Consider the following 21,686-nt stretch of genomic DNA (forward strand, 5'->3'; position numbering starts at 1 on the left):
GAATGATGCCATGTTTGTAGATTTAAATAGTGATTTGGGTGAGAGCTTTGGCTCATGGAAAATGGGCAATGATGATCAGATTTTACCTGTCGTGACCAGTGCCAATATTGCTTGTGGCTTTCATGCTGGCGACCCGCTAGGTATTTTAAAAACGGTTCATAAAGCAGTTGAGCTTGGCGTGACCATTGGTGCTCATGTGTCTTACCCAGACCTTGTTGGCTTTGGCCGCCGTAATATGGATTTGTCACGTGACGAACTGATTGCCGATGTGCTTTACCAAATGTCTGCACTCGATGGTTTGGCAAAAGTGGCAGGCTCAAAAGTGCAATATGTTAAACCGCATGGCGCGCTCTACAACACCATTGCACATGACCAAGCTCAAGCAGCAGCCGTGATTGATGCAATTAAAATGTATAACCCTGAACTGGTGCTAGTGGCTTTGGCTGGATCAAACTTAGTGGAACAAGCACGAGCGGCTGGTTTAAACGTCGTGTCTGAAGCATTTGCTGACCGTGCGTATAACAGCGATGGTTCACTGGTGTCTCGCCGCCTAGAAGGTGCGGTGTTACATGACTCGGCATTTGTTGCCAGCCGTGTAGTGTCTATGCTTAAAAATGGTGGAGTTGAGTCAATTGACGGTGTATTTACCCCAATTCAAGCCGATACCATTTGCCTACATGGCGACACTGACGGTGCGCTAGAAATGTCGGCAGCCATTAAAGCCGAGCTTGTAAAAAACAATATTGAAATTCGCCCGTTTGTAAACAAAGCATAAGGATGAGCACAATGTATAAGGATATTAAAGTTGACCCAGCTCAGCTTGAAGCCGCGTTAGATGCGCGTTTAAAAATCCGTGCAGGTTTTGATAAACCAACAGCGGGCATGGCGGCTGGCATGACTCAGGTGAACATGATTTCGGTGCCAAAAGAGTGGGCTTACGATTTCCTTCTTTACGCACATCGTAACCCGCAAAGCTGTCCAGTACTTGATGTGCTCGAAGAAGGCATCTATGCAACTAAGCTTGCTGTGGACTCAGACATCCGAACCGATTTTCCACGTTATCGTGTTTGGAAAGATGGCGAAATGGTTGATGAAGTGACCGATGCAAGCGAGATTTATAATGCCCATCCTGATTTGGTGACTTTCTTAATTGGTTGTAGTTTTTCGTTTGAAACAGCTTTGCAAGAAGCGGGTATTGAAGTTCGCCATATTCATGACGATACCAATGTACCAATGTATTTAAGCAATATTCAGTGCCAGCCAGCAGGGCGTATTTCAGGAAACATGGTGGTTTCCATGCGACCAATCCCATCTCATCAAATTAGTGAAGCTGTAAAAATTACCGCGCGTATGCCAAGTGTGCATGGTGCGCCTGTACATATTGGGCACCCTGAAAGCTTAGGAATTTTGGACGTAAACAAACCTGACTTTGGTGATGCTTCTCGCATAGAAGCGGGTGAAATTCCAGTGTTTTGGGCTTGCGGTGTAACGCCTCAAGCGGCAGTCATGAACTCAAAAATTCCTTTTGCCATTAGTCATGCACCGGGCTACATGTTTATTACCGACATTCCTGACCGCGCTTGGATTGGCTAACTGGACTAAAGAAGAATTAAAAGGATAAGCAAATGCGTTTTTTATCGGTAAACGCCGATTGTTTTCTAATTGAGCTTGCGAGCCTAGAAGAAACTTTGGCGTTGTACAATAAATTGCAAAATACGCAATTGAATGGAATTAAAGACTTAGTCCCCGCTGCAAAAACAATTTTGGTTTTTTTTAACGAGATTGAAACCAATTTTAAAACGCTGGTTGCTTCAATTCAGAGCCTCAAGATTGATTCAGGGTTTGAGCGTAGCGGACAAGATGTGATTGTGTCGATTCGTTACGATGGTGAAGACCTTGCTCAGGTTGCTGAGTTACAAGGTTTGTCTGTGGCTGATGTGATTAGAAAACATCACGGAAGCGTGTGGAATGTGGCTTTTATTGGTTTTGCGCCCGGTTTTGCTTATATGAGCAGTCCCGATCGGCCTTTTACCGATATTCCGCGCTTAACAGTTCCGCGTAAAAAAATACCGTCAGGTTCTTTGGGCTTGGCTGGAAAATACTCTGGTATTTACCCAAAAGACAGTCCGGGTGGCTGGCAGCTTATTGGTACAACATCAGAAAAAATGTGGGATTTAGAGCGCAAAAATCCAGCACTACTTTTACCGGGCATGACTGTACATTTTGAAGATGTTACGCATAGTCCGACAACCGTAAATGTGCCGCAGCAAATTACTCGTACGGTTGAGCCTAAACAATCTGTGCCACTGTTTAAGATCACTGCGCCAAGTCTACAGATGCTCATTCAAGACGAAGGGCGTTTAAACCAGACCAATATTGGTGTTGGCGTGGCTGGTGCAATGGATTTGTCGGCCATGCACAGTGCTAACCGTATTGTGGGTAACCCAACCGATACACCCGTCATTGAAGTTTTAAATGGTGGCTTAAAAGCCAAAATGCAGCATGCGGGCGTTATTGCGGTTGCTGGTGCAACCTCAGACATTCGTGTGAAATTTGCAGACGGTCAAACCGCCGACTTTGCAAGCTATCAGCTGATTGATCTGGAAGAAGGTGATGAATTTCAAATTCAGCCACCAACAGCAGGTTTAAGAAACTATCTGGCAATTCGTGGTGGCATAGACGTTGAACCTGTACTCAATAGTGCCTCGTTTGACAGCTTGGCGGTGTTAGGGCCAGAGCCTTTAAAGCTTGGAGATACGATTTATCAAGGGCAGGTGAAGGCAGCCAACATTAGCGTAAATGAAGTGGGCAAAAGCGATTTGCCACAAGCTGGCGAAGTGGTTGAGCTAGATATTGTGATGGGACCGCGTACAGACTGGTTTGAACAAGACAGTATTGAACTGCTATGTCAGCAAGAATGGCAGGTAACCAATGAAAGCAACCGCGTCGGGTTAAGACTTTCAGGTGCACAGCCTTTGACTCGCAAAATTACCCATGAACTGGAAAGTGAAGGCACATGCATTGGTGCTTTGCAGATTCCACCGAGTGGTCAGCCGGTTTTGTTTATGAATGATCACCCTTTAACGGGCGGATATCCGGTTATTGGCGCTGTTGCTAAACACCATTGGGATTTGGTGGCGCAGATACCAGCAGGTTGCCGCATCAAATTTAAAAAAATTGCCGAATTTACAGATTTTGAGAATGAATGATGAATACAGAAAAATTATTGATTGCTAACCGTGGTGAAATTGCCGTTCGTATTATTCATGCTTGTCGTGACATGGGAATTTCATCGGTCGCGTTATATGCAGATGACGACATTGGCAGCATGCATGTCGAACTTGCAGATGAAGCATGGGGCTTGGCTGGTGCTACCGCAAGCGAAACCTATTTAAATATTCCAGCCATTATCGAAGTTGCAAAAAAGTCGAAAGCGACCATGGTTCATCCGGGGTATGGCTTTTTGTCTGAACGTGCCGAATTTGCCCAAGCCGTGATTGATGCAGGCTTAAAATGGGTAGGGCCATCACCAAGTGCCATTGAAAAACTAGGCGATAAAATCGAAGCGCGTAAAATTGCAGCTTCAGTGGGCGCGCCTTTAGTTCAAGGTACGCAAGACCCACTCAACAATGCAGATGAAGCCTTAGAGTTTGCCAAACAATTTGGCTTACCGATTGCCATTAAAGCTGCATTTGGTGGCGGTGGCCGTGGTTTAAAAGTCGCGTGGAAACTCGAAGAAGTAAAAGAGCTTTATGAGTCGGCAGTACGAGAGGCAAAAGCTGCCTTTGGTCGTGGTGAATGTTTTGTCGAGCAATATCTAGATAAACCGCGCCATGTAGAAGCGCAAGTGATTGCTGACCAACATGGCAACATTGTCGTGCTTGGTACACGTGATTGTTCATTGCAACGCCGTAACCAAAAGTTAGTTGAAGAAGCACCAGCTCCGTTTATTAGCGATGAGATTTACCAACAAATTTTAACCTCGGCAAAAGACATTTGTCAGGCTGCAAATTACGTTGGTGCAGGAACAGTTGAATACTTACTTAGCCGCGATGGAAAGCTTTCATTTTTAGAAGTAAACACGCGTTTGCAAGTTGAGCACCCAGTTACCGAAGAAACATCAAAAGTCGATTTGGTGGTAGAGCAAATTCGTGTCGCGCAGGGCCAAGCGCTTTCCATTAAAGAAACACCAAAAGCCCAAGGCCATGCGATTGAGTTTCGTATTAATGCCGAAGACCCAGCTCGCGGGTTTATTCCGGCGTTTGGTGTGTTGAGTTTATTTGAAGCGCCGTTTGGTAATGGTGTACGAGTGGATACAGGCGTTCGAACTGGCTCATTAGTATCGAGCCATTTCGACTCACTCATGGCAAAACTAATTGTGACTGGTCCAACCCGTGAAGTTGCAATTGCCCGCGCTAAACGTGCTTTAAAACAATTTAAAATTGAAGGCGTAGCATCGGTTTTAGACTTTCACCGTGCGGTACTCAATGAATCTGACTTTACAGATGAGTTTAATGTACACACGCGTTGGATCGAGAATGACTTTAAACAAGAGTTAAAGCCAACCAAACGTGGTATTCCAAACCATCAACAACCGATGTTGCTCAGCTACATTGAAATTGATGGCAAGTTACACCGCTTAGGTTTACCAGCGGGCATGTTTGCACAAGGCCCTGCAACGGCAACTCAAGCACAAACTAACGAGCCAGAAGTGAGTGCTGAGCATTTACTTGCCCCAATTAATGGTGTGATTAGCGCTTGGAAAGTCGAAAATGGTGAGCAAGTGACAGAAGGGCAAGTGGTTGCCATTATGGAAGCCATGAAAATGGAAGTTCAGGTACTTGCACACCGCAGCGGCGTTATTCAGATAGAGGCAGAGAAGGGTGCGACCTGCCATGCAGAAACTGTCATTGGAAGCATTAATTAAGATTTGAACATGTGGTTTGGTCTGATTGAGCTTTGGTTCAGTCAGGCCAAATTAAATAGAGTATTCTTAAAATAATTTAAATTAGAATTAAAACATATAATTTGCTTTGTTGATGTTTTAAATATTATTAAAATAATTAGTGAATATTGAGTTGTTAATGATAATTGCTATCAATAATTTTAATAATATTTTTTATTATTTTCCTTAAATCATTTTTGTTTCATTTTTATGACAATTTTTTATATATTTAAAATAAATTAATTTTGTTAATTATTTGAAATATAAGTAATTAATTATTAATCTTAAAAATTAAGAAATAATTAAGAATAGCTTATTAATTTGTGGGTGAGTATTTATTGTTTATGAGATAAGCAATGTCATCTAGTTTTATTGGAAATAGTTTATTTTTACCTAGAAGTGGTCATTATACTTTTTTTCCTAGAAAAGAGAATGTTTTCTTTTATCAAGTTATTGAAAATAAAACATCTCTTTCTATTAAAGTAAATAAGGTTAATAAAGATAATCCAGAACGATTGTTTTTGGAGTCATTTATTAGTACTAGTTTTAAAAAAACTCATCAGGCTGAATTATCTAGTTATTTATCAATTCTATTTTCAGGAAAATTTAATAGCGATATAAAAGTCGCTATTGGGATCCAAAGTTTGAAAGATCAAATTGCATTTTTGGAGCAGTATTTATCAATTCCTGTGCATAAAGCAATAGAGCAAGTGGTTGGCTATCCAGTAAATAGAGAACAGATTTTCGAAATTGGTAATTTAGCAGCAGTGGACATACAACATGCCAAATTAATCATTGCATTTCTCGTATTTTACTTCTCTATTCAAAAGGTTGAATGGGCAGTTTGTACAGGAACGATTGCCGTAAGATATGCACTTAAGCAAATGGGACTAGCTTTTCATGTTTTAGAAGAGGCTGACCCATTGGCTTTGCAAGATGAAGGTGAGCAGTGGGGTAGCTATTTTGAACAGAAACCACAAGTATTGGCTATTCATGTTCCTGAGGCTTTTTTAGTTACAAAACAAAACTATAGTTTTAGTAATTCTAGATTTTAAAAGAAGCATGTTTAATACAGTAAAAATGGGAATATAAAATGAATAATTTATTTAATGCAATCCAATATCATGCAGAAAATTATCCATTATCTGAAGCAATAGTGACTGAAAAAAATGTAGTTAATTATGCTGAATTATATAAGCTTGTTTTAGCACTAAAAACTGAGCTAACCGCATTAAGTATCCAAAAATTAGGTATATATGCTGAAAATAGTATTGAATGGGTTCTAATTGATCTTGCTGCAACATTAGCGAATATTACAGTTATACCTATACCTCTTTTCTTTACTCAAAATCAGGTAGAACATCTGATTGAAGATAGCCAAATTAATTTTATTTATACATCCGAAAAGCAAAACCTATTAATTAATAAGTTTATTAAGGAAGCTTATCAACAGATTGGGGAAAAGCTACTGGAAATCGATTCTAAAATTATTTCTGGAGAGTTTATTCAGCTTTCAAATATTCCAGAAAAATTAAATGAAATTGTACCTGCCAAAATTACTTACACTTCTGGCAGTACTGGTTCACCTAAAGGAGTCTGTTTGGCTAAAGATACCATTTCATCTATAACCGAATCCTTAAGTAATGCTTTACGATCAAGCCATCTTCAAAGACATTTATGCTTAATTCCGTTTGCAACACTACTAGAGAATATCGCCGGAATTTATGTTGCATTACAGATGGGTCGATCGATTGTTGTTGGTGAAGTAAATGAGTGGGGATTGATTTCAAATCACGAATTTGATGTGAAAAAGTTTGCTGAAACAGTAGCAAAATATCAAATACAAAGTGTGATTTTGTTGCCTCAAATGCTAAAAGCAATTGTTGAATATGTTAAGAAAATAGGTAGTACTGAGCTAGCTAGTTTGAAATTTATTGCTGTAGGGGGCGGTAAAGTTGCTCCTGATTTATTAATTCAATGTCAGCGATTTAATTTACCTGTTTATGAAGGATATGGCCTTTCTGAATGTGCATCAGTGGTTAGCTTGAATGTACCTGAAGCGCGAAAAATAGGAAGCGTAGGTCAACCACTTCCACACGTAGAAGTACATATTAACCAGCAGGGTGAAGTTGTGGTTCGTGGCAATGCCATGCAGGGTTATCTTAATGATTCAACGGTTGATAATTTGATTCATACAGGTGACGCAGGTTTTATTGATGACGATGGATATTTGTTTATTACAGGAAGAATAAAGCAAATTATTGTGAGTAGCTTTGGGCGAAATATTTCACCTGAATGGGTTGAGTCAAATAGTCTGAATGAGCCAGAGATTAATCAAATTGCAATTTTTGGTGAAGCTCAACCGTACTTAGCTGCGGTGGTCTATGCAAAAGATTTTATTCATGACGATGAAATAGAGCAGGCCATTGAAAAAGCAAATACAAGATTGCCTGACTATGCCCATATCAAACATTGGTGTCGTTCACAACAACCATTTTCTTTAGCAAATAATATGCTGACGGACAATGGAAAGTTACGAAGAAATGAAATTAAAAAGCAATTTAACGCCTTTTTATTTCCTGATGATTACTCTTTTAAATAAAGGGATTCATCGATTATTCCCAATGGGTTAATTCAAATACCTTTTGGCAAGTAAATTGAAAAATCGTGAAATTATTGATGGGAAATGAAAAATGACAACTCTTTGTGATGATATCGAAATTATGAAGTCTGATATTCATAATTTACCCAATCTTCAAGATATTAGAGATGCATTACGTGATCAAGGTTATGTATTGATTAGAAATGAAGACTTTGATGTAAATAAATTTAGTCAGTTGATGACTTCTCTTTGCCAACGTCTAACTTACGATCCAGCGCGTGAAAATGTTACTCAACAATCACAAAAAGTTGATTCGGGAACTCAGGCGATTGGGTTGCATATCGAAAACGGAACAACGCCGCTTCCTCCAGATATTATTGCTTTTTATAGTGAAGTCAGTGCTACAAAAGGTTCGCAAACGACCATTTGTGATGGTTATGCAATCTGGGAAAATTTGTCGGAAACATTAAAGAAAAAATTTAGTCAACCTATGACAATAAGCCGCTATTTACCCAAAAATATTTGGCAAAAATATGTAGCCAATGCTTTTGATATTAAAGACCCTGCTACGGTGACTTGGGATGATTTAAAGCGTTTCATTGGCATGATTTCAGGCCAGAGTATTACACCCGCAGAAAATGAAGGCGTTCAGTATCATTTACAAATGAATATGATCCGAAATGACAATTTAAGTGGCAAACCTGCTTTTGCAAATGCAGTTTTAGGTCCTTCATATAATTATGAAGCGCCAAGTTATTGCTTTGCCGATGGAGAGTTAATTTCTGATCAGCTACGTAGAGAGCTTGCTGAGTTATGTGAACAGCATACGCATGAAGTGGCTTGGCAAGATGGAGATGTGCTCATTTTAGATAATAAGCGCTTCATGCATGGCAGAAGGGAAATACTTGTTCCTCTTGAACAAAGAAAGCTGTGTATCAGTATGGGGCTTGGTCTCCAGAATTTTTAAAATGATTCATAGATTTATCCAAATTAATTAAATTCGAAACAGGAAAAGACCATGACTCAAGAAGCAGTTGTTTTATTTGGTGCGACAGGTGGAATAGGCCAAGCAATCGCCAATATTTTATGTAAAAATCAGATGAGAGTCGTTTTAGTCGGTAGAAATGAAGAGACATTAAAGTCCTTACATCAACAACTGGCTCAAGATTATCAAAATGTGCGGTTAGAGTTTATTTCATGCGATGTAAGTATCGCAGAAAGCAGAAAAAACTTGATGAAAAGTCTAACTGCACTGAATACACCTATTCAATATTTCATTTACAACGCTGGAATAAACCATTTTTCTTTGTTTACAGATCAGTCTCCTGAATTAATAGAAAAAATGATGCAAGTTAATGTGATCCAGCCATTACAGCTCATTCAAGATATTATTCCTTTAATGTTGAAATCTGGGCCTGCTCAAATTATTAACGTGGGATCGACATTTGGCAGTATCGGCTATCCTGGTTATGTAAGTTACTGTGCTAGTAAATTTGCTTTAAAAGGCGCGACAGAAGCGCTTGCTCGTGAATATAGTGATACATCTTTAAAATTCAGATATTTCTCACCTAGAGCAACAGACACACCTATGAATAATAGTTGTGTTGTAGAAATGAATCAGAAGCTTGGTGTGAAAATGGATAGCCCTGAGGTTGTGGCTGAGGAGTTATATCAATTTCTTAAGTCTGATAAAGCTTACTATCAGGTTGGATATCCTGAGAAAATATTTGTTAAAGTGAATCAAGTTTTACCAGATGTTGTGAGTAAAAGTATTCACAAAGATATTAATGAAATTAAGAGCTTTGCGAAAAAAAGTGGGCAGTTGTGATAAGCTTTCGTTAACCATTTTCAACTTGAAAGCCAGAATAGGTTATGAGATATTTCCCGCACTTTGGTGATATCAAGATTAATCACTGTATTGAAAGCTCGCCTTATGCGAGCTTTAATTTTTAGCCCAGTTTAAGCATTTCTCACTTAATAAACTGGCTGAATAAAAAAATTGAGAATTTATCATCCATTTTAAAGGCTAATTGAAGAACGCGAATGAAAATTCTACCTTCATCTGAATATGATCAAATTCTAAAATACAGTGTCTATTGGCTCGCCATATCAATTGTGATTGGAGTCGTCGCAGGGTTGGCTTCGACTTTAATTTTTGTGGCTTTTGATATTTCAAATAAAGTCAGAAGTCTGCATCACTGGCTGATCTATTTCTTGCCTTTTGTGGGCTTTGGGATTGGTTATCTCATCAAAAAATATGGTTCACCTATTGAGCGGGGAACCCATTTACTGATTGATGAAATTCACCAGCCTAAATCGTTCATTCCAAAACGAATGAGCCCCATCATTTTTATTACCTCAATTTTAACGCAGTTGTTTGGTGGTTCGGCAGGGCGTGAGGCACCAGCTGTTCAGCTTTCAGGTGCCTTAATTGACCACTTAAGCCATATATTAAAAGTCTCGGAAGATAACCGAAAAATTTGTTTAATTGCCAGTATTGGTGCGGGCTTTGCTGGGGTCTTTGGTTTGCCTTTGGCTGGTGCAATTTATGGCTTGGAAATTACTGCTTTGGGTAATTTACGATATTCAGCCATTTTTCCATGTTTTGTGTCTGCTCTTGTTGCATCGACCATTCCTGAACTATTCGATATTGTTCACCCACACATTTTTTATGTGATTAGTGAGTTTCCGCCTATTCATTTCGGCACGCTCATGAACTTAATTGTGGCAGGGCTGATCTTTGGTTTGATTGCACGTTTCTTTATTGCCGCAATTCATTTTGCCAGTGACGTCTTTTACAAATACATTCGCTATTTGCCATTAAGAACGATGGTGGGCGGTATTGTCATTATGCTACTTACTTTGTTCACTGCGCATCAGCAATACAATGGTTTAGGTACAGATAAAATCATTTCATCTTTTTATGTGCCGATTGAATTTTACGACTTTTTTAACAAGACTATTTTTACTGCCATCACTTTAGGTTCAGGCTTTAAAGGTGGTGAAATTACGCCATTGTTTTATGTGGGTGCGACGTTAGGTAATGCTTTAGGGGCGGTTTTAAACTTACCACTTTCATTGCTAGCCGGCTTAGGTTTGGTGAGCCTATTTTCTGGAGCGAGTAAGGCGCCGTTGACGTCTATTATTTTAGCTGTTGAGCTATTTGGAATGAATATCGCGACTTACGCCATCATTACTTGTTTGTTGGCAGCGTTATTTTCTGGGGATTGTGGGTTGTATCGCCGTAAGAAGTTGATGGATTAATGAGTGATTTATAAAGAAAGCCTGATTGAGTTTTATTTTAATCAGGCTTAACATTATATTTTTATTGGAAATTTTCTATTATTTTTAATTTTTCATATTCAATAAAATCGGATCGTAGATATAGTTTTTTATTTATAATCTCTTTAAGGACGCTTTCTTGATCCAAGTCTTTGGGAATATATTTTTCAAGTTTATTAATAGCAGATTTTGGAATTCCATATTCCATTAAAATGATCATATTATCTCTAATAAAATCGAACTCAATAGAACTGGCATAAAATTTATAGTTACCAGCTCTTATACCATTTTCATGGCAAACAAAAGACTGCATTTCATTGAGTACGAGTAACCATTTAGGAATTTTGTATTGAAACCAATGTCTAAGTATATGGAAAGAATCTCTTATAGCATCGTCTAGTATTTCATTATCATTTTTTACTTTTCCATTTTTACTCTTATTAAATGAGTATGTTCCTTGAATAAGCTTATTAATATTTTTATTTAAACCATAATCAAAAGTGACCTTAACTATACGATTTTTCGTCATAGGTCTTAAATTTTCATTAGGTTTAATTAAATAGTCCCAAGCTAATCCTAAGCAATATTGTAACTGTTCATATGTCGGCATTCCATCCCATGCAATAAGTTTATAATTTTCTTTAAGGTCTATGCGCAACTTTGTTAGGAGATCAACTTGACCACGAATATATACTGAGTTATGTGAGTAGAGATCTTTTTCTTTTTGGGTCATTTTAGATATAAATGAATATTGCTCACTTTCTTTATTAATAATATTCTCAGGGTTGATATTTATTAATACTTCATCAGATATAGGATTTTGTTCGAAGAAAGGAATATCGACATAGAACTGTGTTTGAGGAGGCGGAGGATTAAAATTGTAAATATTTCCAATATAGTGTTCCATAAGCCTTCCAGCTCTTCCTTTAATATTAGAGTAATCAAAGAAATCAACTGCTGTTTGATATCCTTTATTTTTATCATAGAAAATTACATTTTTTGCGGTTGTATTAACACCTTCAATAATAGTTGCTGTACAAAAAAGTGTGTTAAGTATTCCTGTATTAAAATACTCTATTATTGTTGAAGTAATATGTTTTTGTAGTGCTCCATCATGAATGCCTATGCCAAAACGTAAACAATGGATTAAACTCCATCTTGGATCAATATAGTTTTTAATCCATTCAATGATAGGTAGATCTGTGTTTTTAATCCGGATTTCTCTTTTTATAAGAAACTTATAATACTCAATTGAAAGATATCTAGCTCTACTAGGGGATGAGCAATATATAATAGTTTGCTCGTTTCTTAATGAAAAAAGCAAATCAAATAAACTGTGTTCTTTATAGGATTTTTTATCACCACGATCTCCGAATAAATTTTCATTGTCTTTATATATATTAATTTCGTTATAATTTACCAAATTGTATTGAGTTTTATAAAAAATAGCATCATATTTCTCTTCAAAACCTGATGATATTCCTTCTATATTCGGTCCAAGGAGATAAAATTGAGGAGAGAATCTATTTATTAAATACTGAAAAGCATTATTTAGTGAATCTGATCTTTCATCATCACGTTTTGAGCTTAATTTATAAAACTCATCAATTACTAGAAATTCAATTTGAGGTAACTTTTGATATTCATTAACTCGTTCAGCAGTTAATAAAAATATATTGCCTTTCTTTACGTCAGGTTCTTGAGATGTTCTAAGAATAAGTTTGTAAAATGAACTATATTTATTTAATTTTTTTCTTGTTTCATCTAATAATGCAAGAGTAGGTTGTATTATGACAATATTCTTATATTTTTTTGAAGCAACTATTTCTTCAATAAGTAAACTTTTCCCAAAACTAGTTGGGGCACTAAGAATAAGGTTTTTCCCAGTATTTAAAATATCTAATACATATTTTTGTTCATCATGAAAATATTTATTTTTAATGTTTTTTGATTCATTAACTCCAAGTCTTATATTGGCGCTAGTATTATTTAATTTTAATTTCTCTTTTTGCAGGTATGGGTAGAATCCTATAGATTCAGTTAAGTCTGATAATATTTCATTTAAAGCTGGATGGAATTTTTCTTTATAGTTTAAGATATATATTAAAAATTCTATTCCAATCTTTTCATCTTGAATTAAACTTTTGGAGCACTCTGAGTAAATAGAGAAAGTCTCATCAAAATTAAAATTATTATATTCTTTTATTTTTTTAATTAAATTTTCCATCAATCATCTCCTAAAGCTTGCATCATAGAAAGTTTATGATGTAGTTTTTTTACAAGTGTTTTCTTACATTGTATAGGTAGTAAAATAACAACTATATTTAAATTTTCTTTAAGTGCATGATTGTTATTTTTATCAAAATATTCCTTTAGGTCTTTAATTTTTTCATTATATTCTTTGATAAATTCTTCAAGTGTTTCATCATTATATTTAGTAAATAATTCACAACTGTATGTACAGATTAAAGGAATACAAATGTTGGTAAGTTTTTCCTTTAGTTTAGTTGCTCCAGATAATATTCTTATCCAATGGTCATTTTCTGGAATATTATCAAATAATTTTATTTTTTTTGATATAAGATTAAACTCAGAGTCTAGATAGTCTGTTTTGAAGTGCTCTTTAATATCTTTTATTAATTCTATTAATCCTCGTTTAGGATCTGTATAGACTTTTGATTCGCCAAGCCATAAAGTTTTAGAATTAGGTTCAATATGTACACAATCGAAGCCATGAACAGCATGTCCCCTAGAATCTTTAAAATATATCTTTGAAAGCAGGGGAAGGGTATTGAAATGATCTCTAAGGATAAGATGAAGTATAAGTTCACCAAATTCACCTCTTCTTAGATATTTGTCTTCAATATCATCATCAACTTCACCATTGTTTTCATAAATATCTTTAGCTCTCTGAAAGCCATCAATTTTGTAAATTGAATTAGCTGCTTCTACTAACTTTTTAAATGTTTGAGTATTCTCAGTAGATGTTCCTTCATGAAATCCAAAAGAAAACTCATGTACTACGCCTAAAATATTCTGTATTAAAGCTGACCATCGATATTGACTTGTACCATTATCATCTAAATCAAATCCTACTAAAAATCCCCTTAAGTCATCCTCTAAAACTTTTATTTCAATGATTTCATTTGATCCAAATGGAGTTGTACTCATAATCACGCCTTAAAATAATATGGATTAATAAATTTAGTTAAATATTTTTAGTAAAGTATATTTATGTTAATATAAATAAATTTTTACGTCTATCTCTAAAGTATTGTTTTATCGGATAATATGATTCTTTCTAAATTTTAAACAAAATAATGTTCTTTCTTCTTTAGTTAACTTTATATTCAATATACCCTAGATAAAAAACTTCTTACTATTAATCATTTTTCCCCCAACCGCTCTACTTTAATACGATTGTCATTTCACACGCTTGACGACAACAAAAGTGAATACTATCCTTTGCGGGCTAGCCTACATTGCTAGCGGGTTTTAGCAGACCCTATTTAACAAAGACGATATTCGAAACCTAGTTTTGTGTATCGTGAACTCGTTCGCCCCCTTTTTCTCTACGGTAGGGCGGAAGGGGGACACCTTCGGGTGTGCTGGTTTCTTTGTTGCCAGTCTGCTAACCCTCTTTCGTCCTGCCACCATCATTTAGCAGTGATCGGCAGGATTTCTTTTGTTAACAAAGGAGTCCGCTATGCGTACTAATTCTTCTCATTTATTGGCCTTTGCCAAACTATCTCTGCCCATACTGCCAAACTGGTCTTTAAAACGGTTTAATCGACTCTAGGTTTTCTACTTCTTAAGAATCGTTACGACTCAAAAATCATAGCAACAATAAAACCGAGATAGGCGAGCACACCTCCTGTGCCGCTTTTGCATGCCTGTTTTTTTAGCACTCATTTTAAGAGTGACGGCATTTCTATCTCTTTTAGATACAACAAAAAATTATTTTAAGCGGTATACATGAAAAATTTAGAATCTTCATTTAGAGCGCTGCGCGTGCTTCACGCAGCAAAAGATTTATTTAATCAAGATGGCTTTCATAAGGTCGGTGTTGACCGAATTATTGCGGAAGCCAAAATTCCCAAAGCTACTTTCTATAACGACTTTCATTCAAAAGAACGACTGATCGAGATGTGTCTCACTTTTCAAAAAGATGCGCTCAAAGTAAAAGTGTTCTCCATTCTTAATTCATACAAAGAGCAAATGGCGCTTGATAAACTCAAGCAGATTTACCTTTTACATGTCGACTTAAATGGCTTTTATCATTTACCCTTTAAAGCCATTTTTGAAATTGAAAAGCTCTACCCAAAAGCCTATAGCGTGGTGATTGAATATAGAACTTGGCTAATCAACTAAATTTATAAACTGCTTTTAACCGTCAAAAGTACGGTTTCAATGAAAGACGCCCACATGTTTTTGTTCGTGATTGATGGGGCAATGGTTCAACTTTTAAGTAAAAACAGTGTAGATGAGCGAGACAAGCTACTAAATTATTTTTTAATAATGCTGTCTTAGAGAGAAATCCACACACTTTCTAAAAGTAAAAAGCCCGTCATTGGGCTTTTTATTTATTCGAGCTCTAGTTGATCGTCATCTTTCGTGACTTTGATTTTCATCTTTTTATATTTACGCTTGTTTGGATCTAAAGCAGAGTTTGTCACTTCATCAGCAAATTTTGGATTCTGCATGAGTTTGGCATAGGCTCTGTAACCTATACGAATTCTGGTAGGTGGACAATCTGTTCTTTTGGAATAATATTCAATAAGCGAATTTAATTCCTTTAACAAACTCTGATGTTCCATTGTATTGCTTATTTTCTATTAATTAGTAAGTTATTTTCAGCATACTAAACTTTAGAAAATTTCTAAAGATGTAGTTGATATACATCACTTTTAATAAATGTTAATTGATTTACATTTATTCTATTAAGAGTGAATTAATTTGCATTTTATTTGGTGTTTCTGATTTCTTTTTAATCAAACCGTCATAACCAAGGTGTAAATTAATGTTAGAAAAAGAAAATAGATAGAAGATTGCCACGAACAATAACTATTTAAGCAATTTTCTCACACTGTGGTATTAAGCTGACTTTAACGAGTCGGCTTTTGTTTTTGTGGCTAAATAAAAAGCCCTTAGTTGGGCTTTTTATTTGATATGTCTCGATTAAAACTTAAGTTTTTTAAGTCCACGGCTTACGCCATTCTGTAGAGCTGCTTTAATGATCGGGCCAAGAAAAGGCACTCGTCCTTTAAAGCTAATGGTGTAATCCAAACGAGTACGGTTGTTTCCCAAATCAATAAACTTCATTACACCACGGTGACCTTTAATTGGGCTAATACCGCTTGTGATTGCATATTCGATCAGTTCATTTTCTTTGTAGACTAAATTTGTTTCTACAAAAGAAGGTGTAAATGGAATAGACATTTTACGAGCAGAACCCACACCATTACGAGCGTCTTTTCCGTTACTAATGCGAGTCACTTTAGCAGGAGCGAAAAGTTTGCTCAGGTTTTCATGTTCACTCAAGACGGCAAAGACCTTGTCTACGGGTGCATCAAATTCTTGTACGATGTTGATTTTTTGAGTTTTTAACATCTTGTTCCCTCTGAAAATAATTTTGACATTGGTGAATGTCAGAATTTGGATATTAGCACGCTTTGGGCAATGGGGGAATTCTAATCCGTCGGAGTTTTGAGTCTTCAGCACTCAGAGCCTGAATTTATCAATTGACCTAAATACTAAAACATCTGCTTTAACCTAACATGGTTAATTAAAATTTAAACGCCTAATATCTATGCTTGGGATAAGAACGAGTACAACAAAAATGAATGCTGTTCAACCAACAAAGCCCGCAGGTGTTATCGGGTATTTAATAAGTAAACTGAGTGTAATAGGCCTTGTAGTCTGTGTTACAAGTGCATCTGCCGCTAAAGAAATAAAATCAGGAGATTCGGCAATGGGTTATCAAAATCAAGCTGCTTGGCAACAAATTGAACAATTTCTTCCTCAAGAATTTCATATTCCCAAAGACCAATTACCAAAAGAAGAATGGTGGGCTTGGAATGGTAATAACATCCATTTGGATACTTATCGAAATCCAAATGCAAAAATTAAAGTGATTTTATTTCATGGTGTAGGTACGAATGGCCGACAAATGTCGATGATTTTAGGTAAACCATTGGCTAATCGGGGATATGAAACAATAGCAGTCGATATGCCGGGCTATGGTGTAACTCAAGTTAGCAAAGGCAAGGTTATTAGCTATAACGATTGGGTACAGGCTGGTAGTGATTTAATTGATATTGAATTAGCAAAAGATAGTCGTCCGGTTGTGCTTTATGGTTTAAGCGCAGGTGGAATGCTGACATATCACGTTGCGGCCAAGAATAAAAAAGTGAAAGCAATTGTGGGAATGACCTTTCTTGACACAAGTAGCCAGAAGGTTACAGACACTGTAGCAAGTAACTTATTTATGAGTCGAGTAGGGACGCCAATTGCGCATTTAACTGCAAAAACACCTCTGGCCTCAATGCGGATTCCAATGAGCTGGGCAAGTAAAATGAGTACTTTGGTGAACAATAAAGAGGCTTTAAAGGCCTTCATGAAAGATAAAACCTCGGCTGGTAACTCGGTTTCACTCACATTTTTAGACTCATATATACATTATAAACCTGAAGTGACGCCTGAAGAGTTTGATGTGTGCCCAGTCTTGTTAACTCAACCGGAAAAAGACCGTTGGACTCCACTTGATTTAAGTACACCATTTCTTAGCCGTATTCAGAAGGTACCTGTAAAAACCGTAATATTGGAAAATGCAGGGCATTACCCATTAGAGCAACCAGGTTTATCTCAAATGGTTGATGCCATTGATAGCTTTTACAGTACTACGGTGAAATAACGAGTAATTATGACCCGTTTTAATTCTGCTCGTTACGGTTTTTTATTTCTTAATTTTTTAAAGAAAGGTTGAATCACAGACCAGTTGGTTGAAATCCAGCAAATAAAGGAACCAGCCGTAACCATGGCTGTTCCTTGCCAAAAGCTCAAAGATAATTGAGTTTGTAAAACAAACATCGCCAAAATAGACGAGATAATCGGGGTGAAATAAGAGGCAACCACAAGCATGGTAATGTTTCCATGAATGATGCCAATGTTCCATGCCGCATAGCCAAAGCCAATTGCAGCGGATGCAATTAAAAGGGTGATTACAGTTGGAATATCCATTGAAGGAATGGCGAATTGCCCAGAGAGAAGCAGCTTGAGCCATAGCGTTAGTGCGACACAAACAAAGAAAATAGAGATCGGGTTTTGCCCATTACTCATTTTTTTGGTGAGTACACAGTAAAAAGCCCAAATAATGGCACCTACAAATGCCAAAATATAGCTCAAAGGGTTGCTATGCAAATTATCGACAATGCTACTTAGACTAAAATCACCGCTTCCAGTTTGAATAAAAATAATGCCGGAAATTGAAATAAGTAAGCCGAGAATAATAAGAAAATTAAACTTTAATTCCTTAAAAATAACAAAAGCCAAAACCGTTAAACTCGGCCACAGATAGTTAACAATGCTGACTTCAATTGCTTGTTGAGGGCTTTGAGAGTAAGCAATCGCAAATGAAAAACACAGCTCGTAAGCAACGAACAGGACTGTACCCAATATTAAATATTTTTTGGAAATCTGCTTAAAGTCTGGAACTTTGAAAATGGCAAGCAACAGTAGCGCACTTAAAGAATAAATAAGCGTAACACCTAGCTCAGGTCCAATGGCGGCACTGACTTGTTTCATCAGGCCGACCATAGATGCCCACATGAGAATGGCGCTTAGACCAATCAATGTTGCTAGATTTTTTGACATAAAATTCAGTAAATAACGGTTAGAAAATGGTAAAAGATTAAGCTGTGCTGGCGAAAGGAATAAATTTTTCAAGCAGGAATATAGGACAAATTATATAAAATATAAACAATTAAATTTATTGATTGGTTGAATCTGCTATGTTTATTTAAGCATTCAATTGGGTAAAGAAATTTCGAATAACACAACATTGTTACGAGGGAAATATGGAAGTTATTAAAACGGTTGGTGTGGTAGGTACAGGTGTAATTGGAGCAAGTTGGACCGCCTTATTTTTATATAAAGGATTTAAAGTTAAGGTTTACGACCCGTATCCTATAGATGAAGCGATTTTTAAAAAAAGAATATCTGCAAATTTAAATGATTTATTGGCTTTGGATAGAAACTCTGAGCATAGCCATTCTTTACAAGATGTATTACTTAATCTGGAAATTTCTAATCACTTAAAAGATGCAGTTTCAGATGTAGATTTTATTCAAGAAAATGCCCCTGAACGTTTGGATGTAAAACAAAAGCTATATCAAGAAATCACTTCATATTGCCCTGAACATACCATTATTGCTTCAAGTTCATCGGGCTTAAAAGTGTCTGATTTTCAAAAAGAGGCTCAACATCCTGAACGTATTTTACTAGGGCATCCTTTTAATCCGCCTCATCTTTTACCTTTGGTTGAGATTGTTGGTGGTAATTTGACGTCTCCACAAGTTTTGAAACAAGCTTCCGAGTTCTATAAACAATTAGGTAAGAACCCAATCGTTTTAAATAAAGAAGTCAAAGGGCATGTGGCAAACCGTTTGCAGGCTGCGCTATGGCGAGAAGCCTTTTCACTGGTTGAACAAGGGGTGTGCTCTGCCGAAGATGTTGACATCGCGATTACCAGTGGGCCGGGTTTAAGATGGGCGCTATTTGGTCCCTATATTAATATGCAGCTTGCAAACCAAAAGGGTTTTAAAGAGGCTATTCATCATTTAGGACCACCGATGACAGAATGGTGGAATGATATGCACACATTTCAACATTCAGACGAGACAACAGAGTTATTGGAAGCAGAAACCAACCAGTTGTTAACACAATATGAAGATATCGATTTATACCAAACCAGAGATAAAGGATTGGTGGATATCTTAAAGCTCAGACAGCAGCTCAAGTTAGATTAAGCCCAGTCTTTACGGCAGAGCCAATCATTTTACTGTAGAGATGATTGGCTTTTTGTTAGATCAATAAGAAAAACATTCCTAGCTGAAATTATTGTGTATTCATTAATTGTTACTGAAATCTCTATAGAGACAATTACTGCGGTGTCGATGCGGTACTGATGCTTTGAAATGCACAATTTTTAGTGCAGCTTTTTACTTTTTATTTTAAACCGCACCCAAATTGCTCAAGTCTAGTATTACTTTTAACCAAAAACGTAATACTAAGCTGGCATGTCCTTTGCATAGTCATAAACAATCAAAAGTGATCTAGGGTTCCGATACTTCATGTATGACTGGACCGAGAGTTCACGGTTCCTAGCGAACTACACGGAGGGATAAAAGCCCGGGAGGAAGTCTAAAACTATCCGACAGGAGTAGCTATGAACACTGCAAATTATCATAACAATCAGGCGATTTGGACCGAACTTTTACCTGGTGGACATCACTGGTCGGGCCGTATTCAAAAGGGAACTATTCTTAGTTTTAAATCACTTGGCGCTCAGGCAAATGTTTCTTTGTTTTGTGTAAATGCTGCCGATGTGCTTGAACGTTTTAACATGCCTGACAGTTTAAAAGGGCAACATACTGCCTATTTAAAAGCTTCAAATGTGCTCTATTCAGACCTTGGTCGTGTCATGGCTTCCATTGTTCATGATGAGCATGGTTGGAACGATGCACTCTGTGGTCCAAGCCGACCCGAACAAATTGAAAAGCAATTTGGAACGCGTACATTTCAAGATGCCCGCAATGATATGTACCAAAATGGCTTAGACAGTTTACTCATTGAAATGTGCAAATACGGACTTGCAAGCCAAGACCTCAGTGCCGCCGTTAATCTATTTTCTAAAGTTGCGGCAGATGAAAGCGGTGCTTTGTCATATGTCAGTTCTGATAACACCGATCAAACTATTGAATTGCGTTTTGAAATGGACTGCCTGCTATTTTTATCTGCCGCACCGCATGGTTTAGACACCAGCTCAAGCTATCAACCTGCCGATATTCAACTGAGTTTATTTAAAGCCAACTCCTTAATAGATAGCGATATTTGTCGTGATGCATGTTCGCAAAATCAGCGTGCGTTTCAAAACACAGCCCGCTACTACGCACTTAGTAATATTTAAATCAGGAGAAGCATCATGACAGTTTTACAATCATTTGAAAAAGCAGTTTTAAATGAAGTTTGTCCTGCGGGTGAAGCGTGGATGTGCGAGGTTAAAAAGGGCCAATATTTTCGAATTATTGACCTTGAGGGAAACCAAGCGGTCGATACTTTATTTATGAGTGCCGAAAATCCAACTGAGCGTTATAGTGCAATGGACACTTTGGCTATCAACCAACAAATCTATTTAGAAAAGGGTACGAAGCTCTACAGTAACTTGGGCCGCCCAATTGCGGTTATTCATGATGATAACTGTGGTCGCCATGACACCATTGGCGGTGCCTGTTCATGTGAAAGTAATACGGTTCGCTATGCACATGAAACTTACCCAATGCATAGTTGCCGTAACAATTTTATGTATGCCTTGGCAAAACACCCAATTGCACAAAAGCATGGGTTAAATGTCCGTCATATCGGCCCAAATATTAACTTTTTTATGAATGTGCCTGTTACGCCAGATGGTCAGCTTAAATTTGATGACGGAATTTCAGCTCCGGGGAAATATGTCGAAGTTCGGGCAGAAATGGATTTGATTGTTTTAATTTCCAATTGTCCGCAGCTAAACAACCCATGTAATGCCTATAACCCAACCAAAATTCAACTGGTTGTCCGTGAAGCGGAAGGGGTGTAAGC

At 37.0% G+C, this 21,686-nt stretch carries 18 protein-coding genes, 1 pseudogene and 1 riboswitch; of the genes and pseudogenes, 14 read left to right on the forward strand and 5 right to left on the reverse strand.

What is annotated here, in order from left to right; translation table 11 throughout:
• Nucleotides 1–10: 10 nt before the first annotated feature.
• From ACLBWE_RS12605 to ACLBWE_RS12645, 9 genes are all read left to right on the forward strand, one after another.
• Nucleotides 11–775: a LamB/YcsF family protein gene (locus tag ACLBWE_RS12605; protein ID WP_447603247.1), complete on the forward strand. Its 765-nt coding sequence runs from the start codon at nt 11–13 to the stop codon at nt 773–775.
• A 2-nt stretch (nt 776–777) separates the two neighbouring features.
• A complete protein-coding gene (locus ACLBWE_RS12610) occupies nt 778–1,593 on the forward strand; it encodes a putative hydro-lyase (protein WP_447603249.1) in 816 nt (271 codons plus the stop codon).
• A 32-nt stretch (nt 1,594–1,625) separates the two neighbouring features.
• Complete coding sequence (locus tag ACLBWE_RS12615) at nt 1,626–3,209, forward strand: 5-oxoprolinase subunit B/C family protein (protein ID WP_447603251.1); 1,584 nt, start codon at nt 1,626–1,628, stop codon at nt 3,207–3,209.
• Nucleotides 3,209–4,927: an acetyl/propionyl/methylcrotonyl-CoA carboxylase subunit alpha gene (locus ACLBWE_RS12620; protein WP_447603494.1), complete on the forward strand. Its 1,719-nt coding sequence runs from the start codon at nt 3,209–3,211 to the stop codon at nt 4,925–4,927. The genes ACLBWE_RS12615 and ACLBWE_RS12620 overlap by 1 nt, the downstream gene beginning before the upstream one ends.
• 374 nt (nt 4,928–5,301) lie before the next feature.
• On the forward strand, nt 5,302–6,000 hold the full coding sequence (locus tag ACLBWE_RS12625; protein WP_447603253.1) for a thermostable hemolysin: 699 nt from the start codon (nt 5,302–5,304) through the stop codon (nt 5,998–6,000).
• Nucleotides 6,001–6,038: 38 nt separating this feature from the next.
• A complete protein-coding gene (locus ACLBWE_RS12630; protein WP_447603255.1) occupies nt 6,039–7,547 on the forward strand; it encodes an AMP-binding protein in 1,509 nt (502 codons plus the stop codon).
• 91 nt (nt 7,548–7,638) lie between these two features.
• Entirely contained in the window at nt 7,639–8,514 is an 876-nt protein-coding gene (locus tag ACLBWE_RS12635; protein ID WP_447603257.1) for a TauD/TfdA family dioxygenase, read from the forward strand.
• 51 nt (nt 8,515–8,565) lie between these two features.
• Complete coding sequence (locus ACLBWE_RS12640) at nt 8,566–9,375, forward strand: SDR family oxidoreductase (RefSeq protein WP_447603259.1); 810 nt, start codon at nt 8,566–8,568, stop codon at nt 9,373–9,375.
• A 215-nt stretch (nt 9,376–9,590) separates the two neighbouring features.
• Complete coding sequence (locus ACLBWE_RS12645; RefSeq protein WP_447603261.1) at nt 9,591–10,811, forward strand: chloride channel protein; 1,221 nt, start codon at nt 9,591–9,593, stop codon at nt 10,809–10,811.
• A gap of 61 nt (nt 10,812–10,872) precedes the next feature.
• Here ACLBWE_RS12645 and ACLBWE_RS12650 read toward each other — a convergent pair whose 3' ends face one another.
• Together ACLBWE_RS12650 and ACLBWE_RS12655 are read right to left on the reverse strand one after the other, a co-directional pair.
• Nucleotides 10,873–13,056, reverse strand: coding sequence for a DEAD/DEAH box helicase (locus ACLBWE_RS12650; protein ID WP_447603263.1), 2,184 nt, complete (start codon nt 13,054–13,056; stop codon nt 10,873–10,875).
• Nucleotides 13,056–14,000, reverse strand: coding sequence for a HamA C-terminal domain-containing protein (locus ACLBWE_RS12655; RefSeq protein WP_447603265.1), 945 nt, complete (start codon nt 13,998–14,000; stop codon nt 13,056–13,058). Before ACLBWE_RS12655 ends, ACLBWE_RS12650 begins: the two co-directional genes overlap by 1 nt.
• Nucleotides 14,001–14,804: 804 nt before the next feature.
• On the opposite strand from ACLBWE_RS12655, the pseudogene ACLBWE_RS12660 reads away from it, so the two are divergent.
• Nucleotides 14,805–15,359: pseudogene (locus ACLBWE_RS12660) on the forward strand (TetR/AcrR family transcriptional regulator).
• A 53-nt stretch (nt 15,360–15,412) separates the two neighbouring features.
• Here the strand turns inward: ACLBWE_RS12660 and ACLBWE_RS12665 are convergent.
• On the reverse strand, nt 15,413–15,646 hold the full coding sequence (locus ACLBWE_RS12665) for a hypothetical protein (protein ID WP_003651015.1): 234 nt from the start codon (nt 15,644–15,646) through the stop codon (nt 15,413–15,415).
• Between the two features lie 361 nt (nt 15,647–16,007).
• Nucleotides 16,008–16,439: an SRPBCC family protein gene (locus ACLBWE_RS12670; RefSeq protein ID WP_045125272.1), complete on the reverse strand. Its 432-nt coding sequence runs from the start codon at nt 16,437–16,439 to the stop codon at nt 16,008–16,010.
• Nucleotides 16,440–16,668: 229 nt separating this feature from the next.
• Here ACLBWE_RS12670 and ACLBWE_RS12675 point away from each other — a divergent pair, with 229 nt between their 5' ends.
• The gene (locus ACLBWE_RS12675) at nt 16,669–17,742 is read left to right on the forward strand and encodes an alpha/beta hydrolase (RefSeq protein WP_447603268.1); all 1,074 of its coding nucleotides are present in this window, start codon (nt 16,669–16,671) and stop codon (nt 17,740–17,742) included.
• A gap of 32 nt (nt 17,743–17,774) precedes the next feature.
• On the opposite strand, the gene yddG is transcribed toward ACLBWE_RS12675, so the two are convergent.
• Nucleotides 17,775–18,701, reverse strand: a complete 927-nt coding sequence (gene yddG, locus ACLBWE_RS12680) for an aromatic amino acid DMT transporter YddG (protein WP_198078085.1) — start codon at nt 18,699–18,701, stop codon at nt 17,775–17,777.
• Between the two features lie 203 nt (nt 18,702–18,904).
• Between yddG and ACLBWE_RS12685 the strand changes: the two genes are divergently transcribed.
• From ACLBWE_RS12685 to ACLBWE_RS12695, 3 genes are all read left to right on the forward strand, one after another.
• A complete protein-coding gene (locus ACLBWE_RS12685) occupies nt 18,905–19,855 on the forward strand; it encodes a 3-hydroxyacyl-CoA dehydrogenase NAD-binding domain-containing protein (RefSeq protein ID WP_447603271.1) in 951 nt (316 codons plus the stop codon).
• Nucleotides 19,856–20,150: 295 nt separating this feature from the next.
• Nucleotides 20,151–20,246, forward strand: a riboswitch (guanidine-I (ykkC/yxkD leader).
• Between the two features lie 28 nt (nt 20,247–20,274).
• Nucleotides 20,275–21,015 (forward strand): urea amidolyase associated protein UAAP1, encoded by a 741-nt coding sequence (locus ACLBWE_RS12690; protein WP_447603273.1) that lies wholly within the window; start codon nt 20,275–20,277, stop codon nt 21,013–21,015.
• A 15-nt stretch (nt 21,016–21,030) separates the two neighbouring features.
• Nucleotides 21,031–21,684: an urea amidolyase associated protein UAAP2 gene (locus ACLBWE_RS12695; protein WP_447603275.1), complete on the forward strand. Its 654-nt coding sequence runs from the start codon at nt 21,031–21,033 to the stop codon at nt 21,682–21,684.
• Nucleotides 21,685–21,686: the final 2 nt, after the last annotated feature.

Source organism: Acinetobacter sp. M5A5_2a (assembly GCF_053345265.1).

Bases quoted from the DNA above. Each gene is read 5' to 3' on its own strand.
- ACLBWE_RS12655 (WP_447603265.1), bottom strand. From the start codon at position 14,000: ATGAGTACAACTCCATTTGGATCAAATGAAATCATTGAAATAAAAGTT.
- ACLBWE_RS12670 (WP_045125272.1), bottom strand. From the start codon at position 16,439: ATGTTAAAAACTCAAAAAATCAACATCGTACAAGAATTTGATGCACCC.
- ACLBWE_RS12645 (WP_447603261.1), top strand. From the start codon at position 9,591: ATGAAAATTCTACCTTCATCTGAATATGATCAAATTCTAAAATACAGT.
- ACLBWE_RS12650 (WP_447603263.1), bottom strand. From the start codon at position 13,056: ATGGAAAATTTAATTAAAAAAATAAAAGAATATAATAATTTTAATTTT.
- ACLBWE_RS12615 (WP_447603251.1), top strand. From the start codon at position 1,626: ATGCGTTTTTTATCGGTAAACGCCGATTGTTTTCTAATTGAGCTTGCG.
- ACLBWE_RS12665 (WP_003651015.1), bottom strand. From the start codon at position 15,646: ATGGAACATCAGAGTTTGTTAAAGGAATTAAATTCGCTTATTGAATAT.
- ACLBWE_RS12610 (WP_447603249.1), top strand. From the start codon at position 778: ATGAGCACAATGTATAAGGATATTAAAGTTGACCCAGCTCAGCTTGAA.
- ACLBWE_RS12620 (WP_447603494.1), top strand. From the start codon at position 3,209: ATGAATACAGAAAAATTATTGATTGCTAACCGTGGTGAAATTGCCGTT.
- ACLBWE_RS12675 (WP_447603268.1), top strand. From the start codon at position 16,669: ATGAATGCTGTTCAACCAACAAAGCCCGCAGGTGTTATCGGGTATTTA.
- ACLBWE_RS12695 (WP_447603275.1), top strand. From the start codon at position 21,031: ATGACAGTTTTACAATCATTTGAAAAAGCAGTTTTAAATGAAGTTTGT.
- yddG (WP_198078085.1), bottom strand. From the start codon at position 18,701: ATGTCAAAAAATCTAGCAACATTGATTGGTCTAAGCGCCATTCTCATG.
- ACLBWE_RS12640 (WP_447603259.1), top strand. From the start codon at position 8,566: ATGACTCAAGAAGCAGTTGTTTTATTTGGTGCGACAGGTGGAATAGGC.
- ACLBWE_RS12625 (WP_447603253.1), top strand. From the start codon at position 5,302: ATGTCATCTAGTTTTATTGGAAATAGTTTATTTTTACCTAGAAGTGGT.
- ACLBWE_RS12690 (WP_447603273.1), top strand. From the start codon at position 20,275: ATGAACACTGCAAATTATCATAACAATCAGGCGATTTGGACCGAACTT.
- ACLBWE_RS12630 (WP_447603255.1), top strand. From the start codon at position 6,039: ATGAATAATTTATTTAATGCAATCCAATATCATGCAGAAAATTATCCA.
- ACLBWE_RS12605 (WP_447603247.1), top strand. From the start codon at position 11: ATGTTTGTAGATTTAAATAGTGATTTGGGTGAGAGCTTTGGCTCATGG.
- ACLBWE_RS12635 (WP_447603257.1), top strand. From the start codon at position 7,639: ATGACAACTCTTTGTGATGATATCGAAATTATGAAGTCTGATATTCAT.
- ACLBWE_RS12685 (WP_447603271.1), top strand. From the start codon at position 18,905: ATGGAAGTTATTAAAACGGTTGGTGTGGTAGGTACAGGTGTAATTGGA.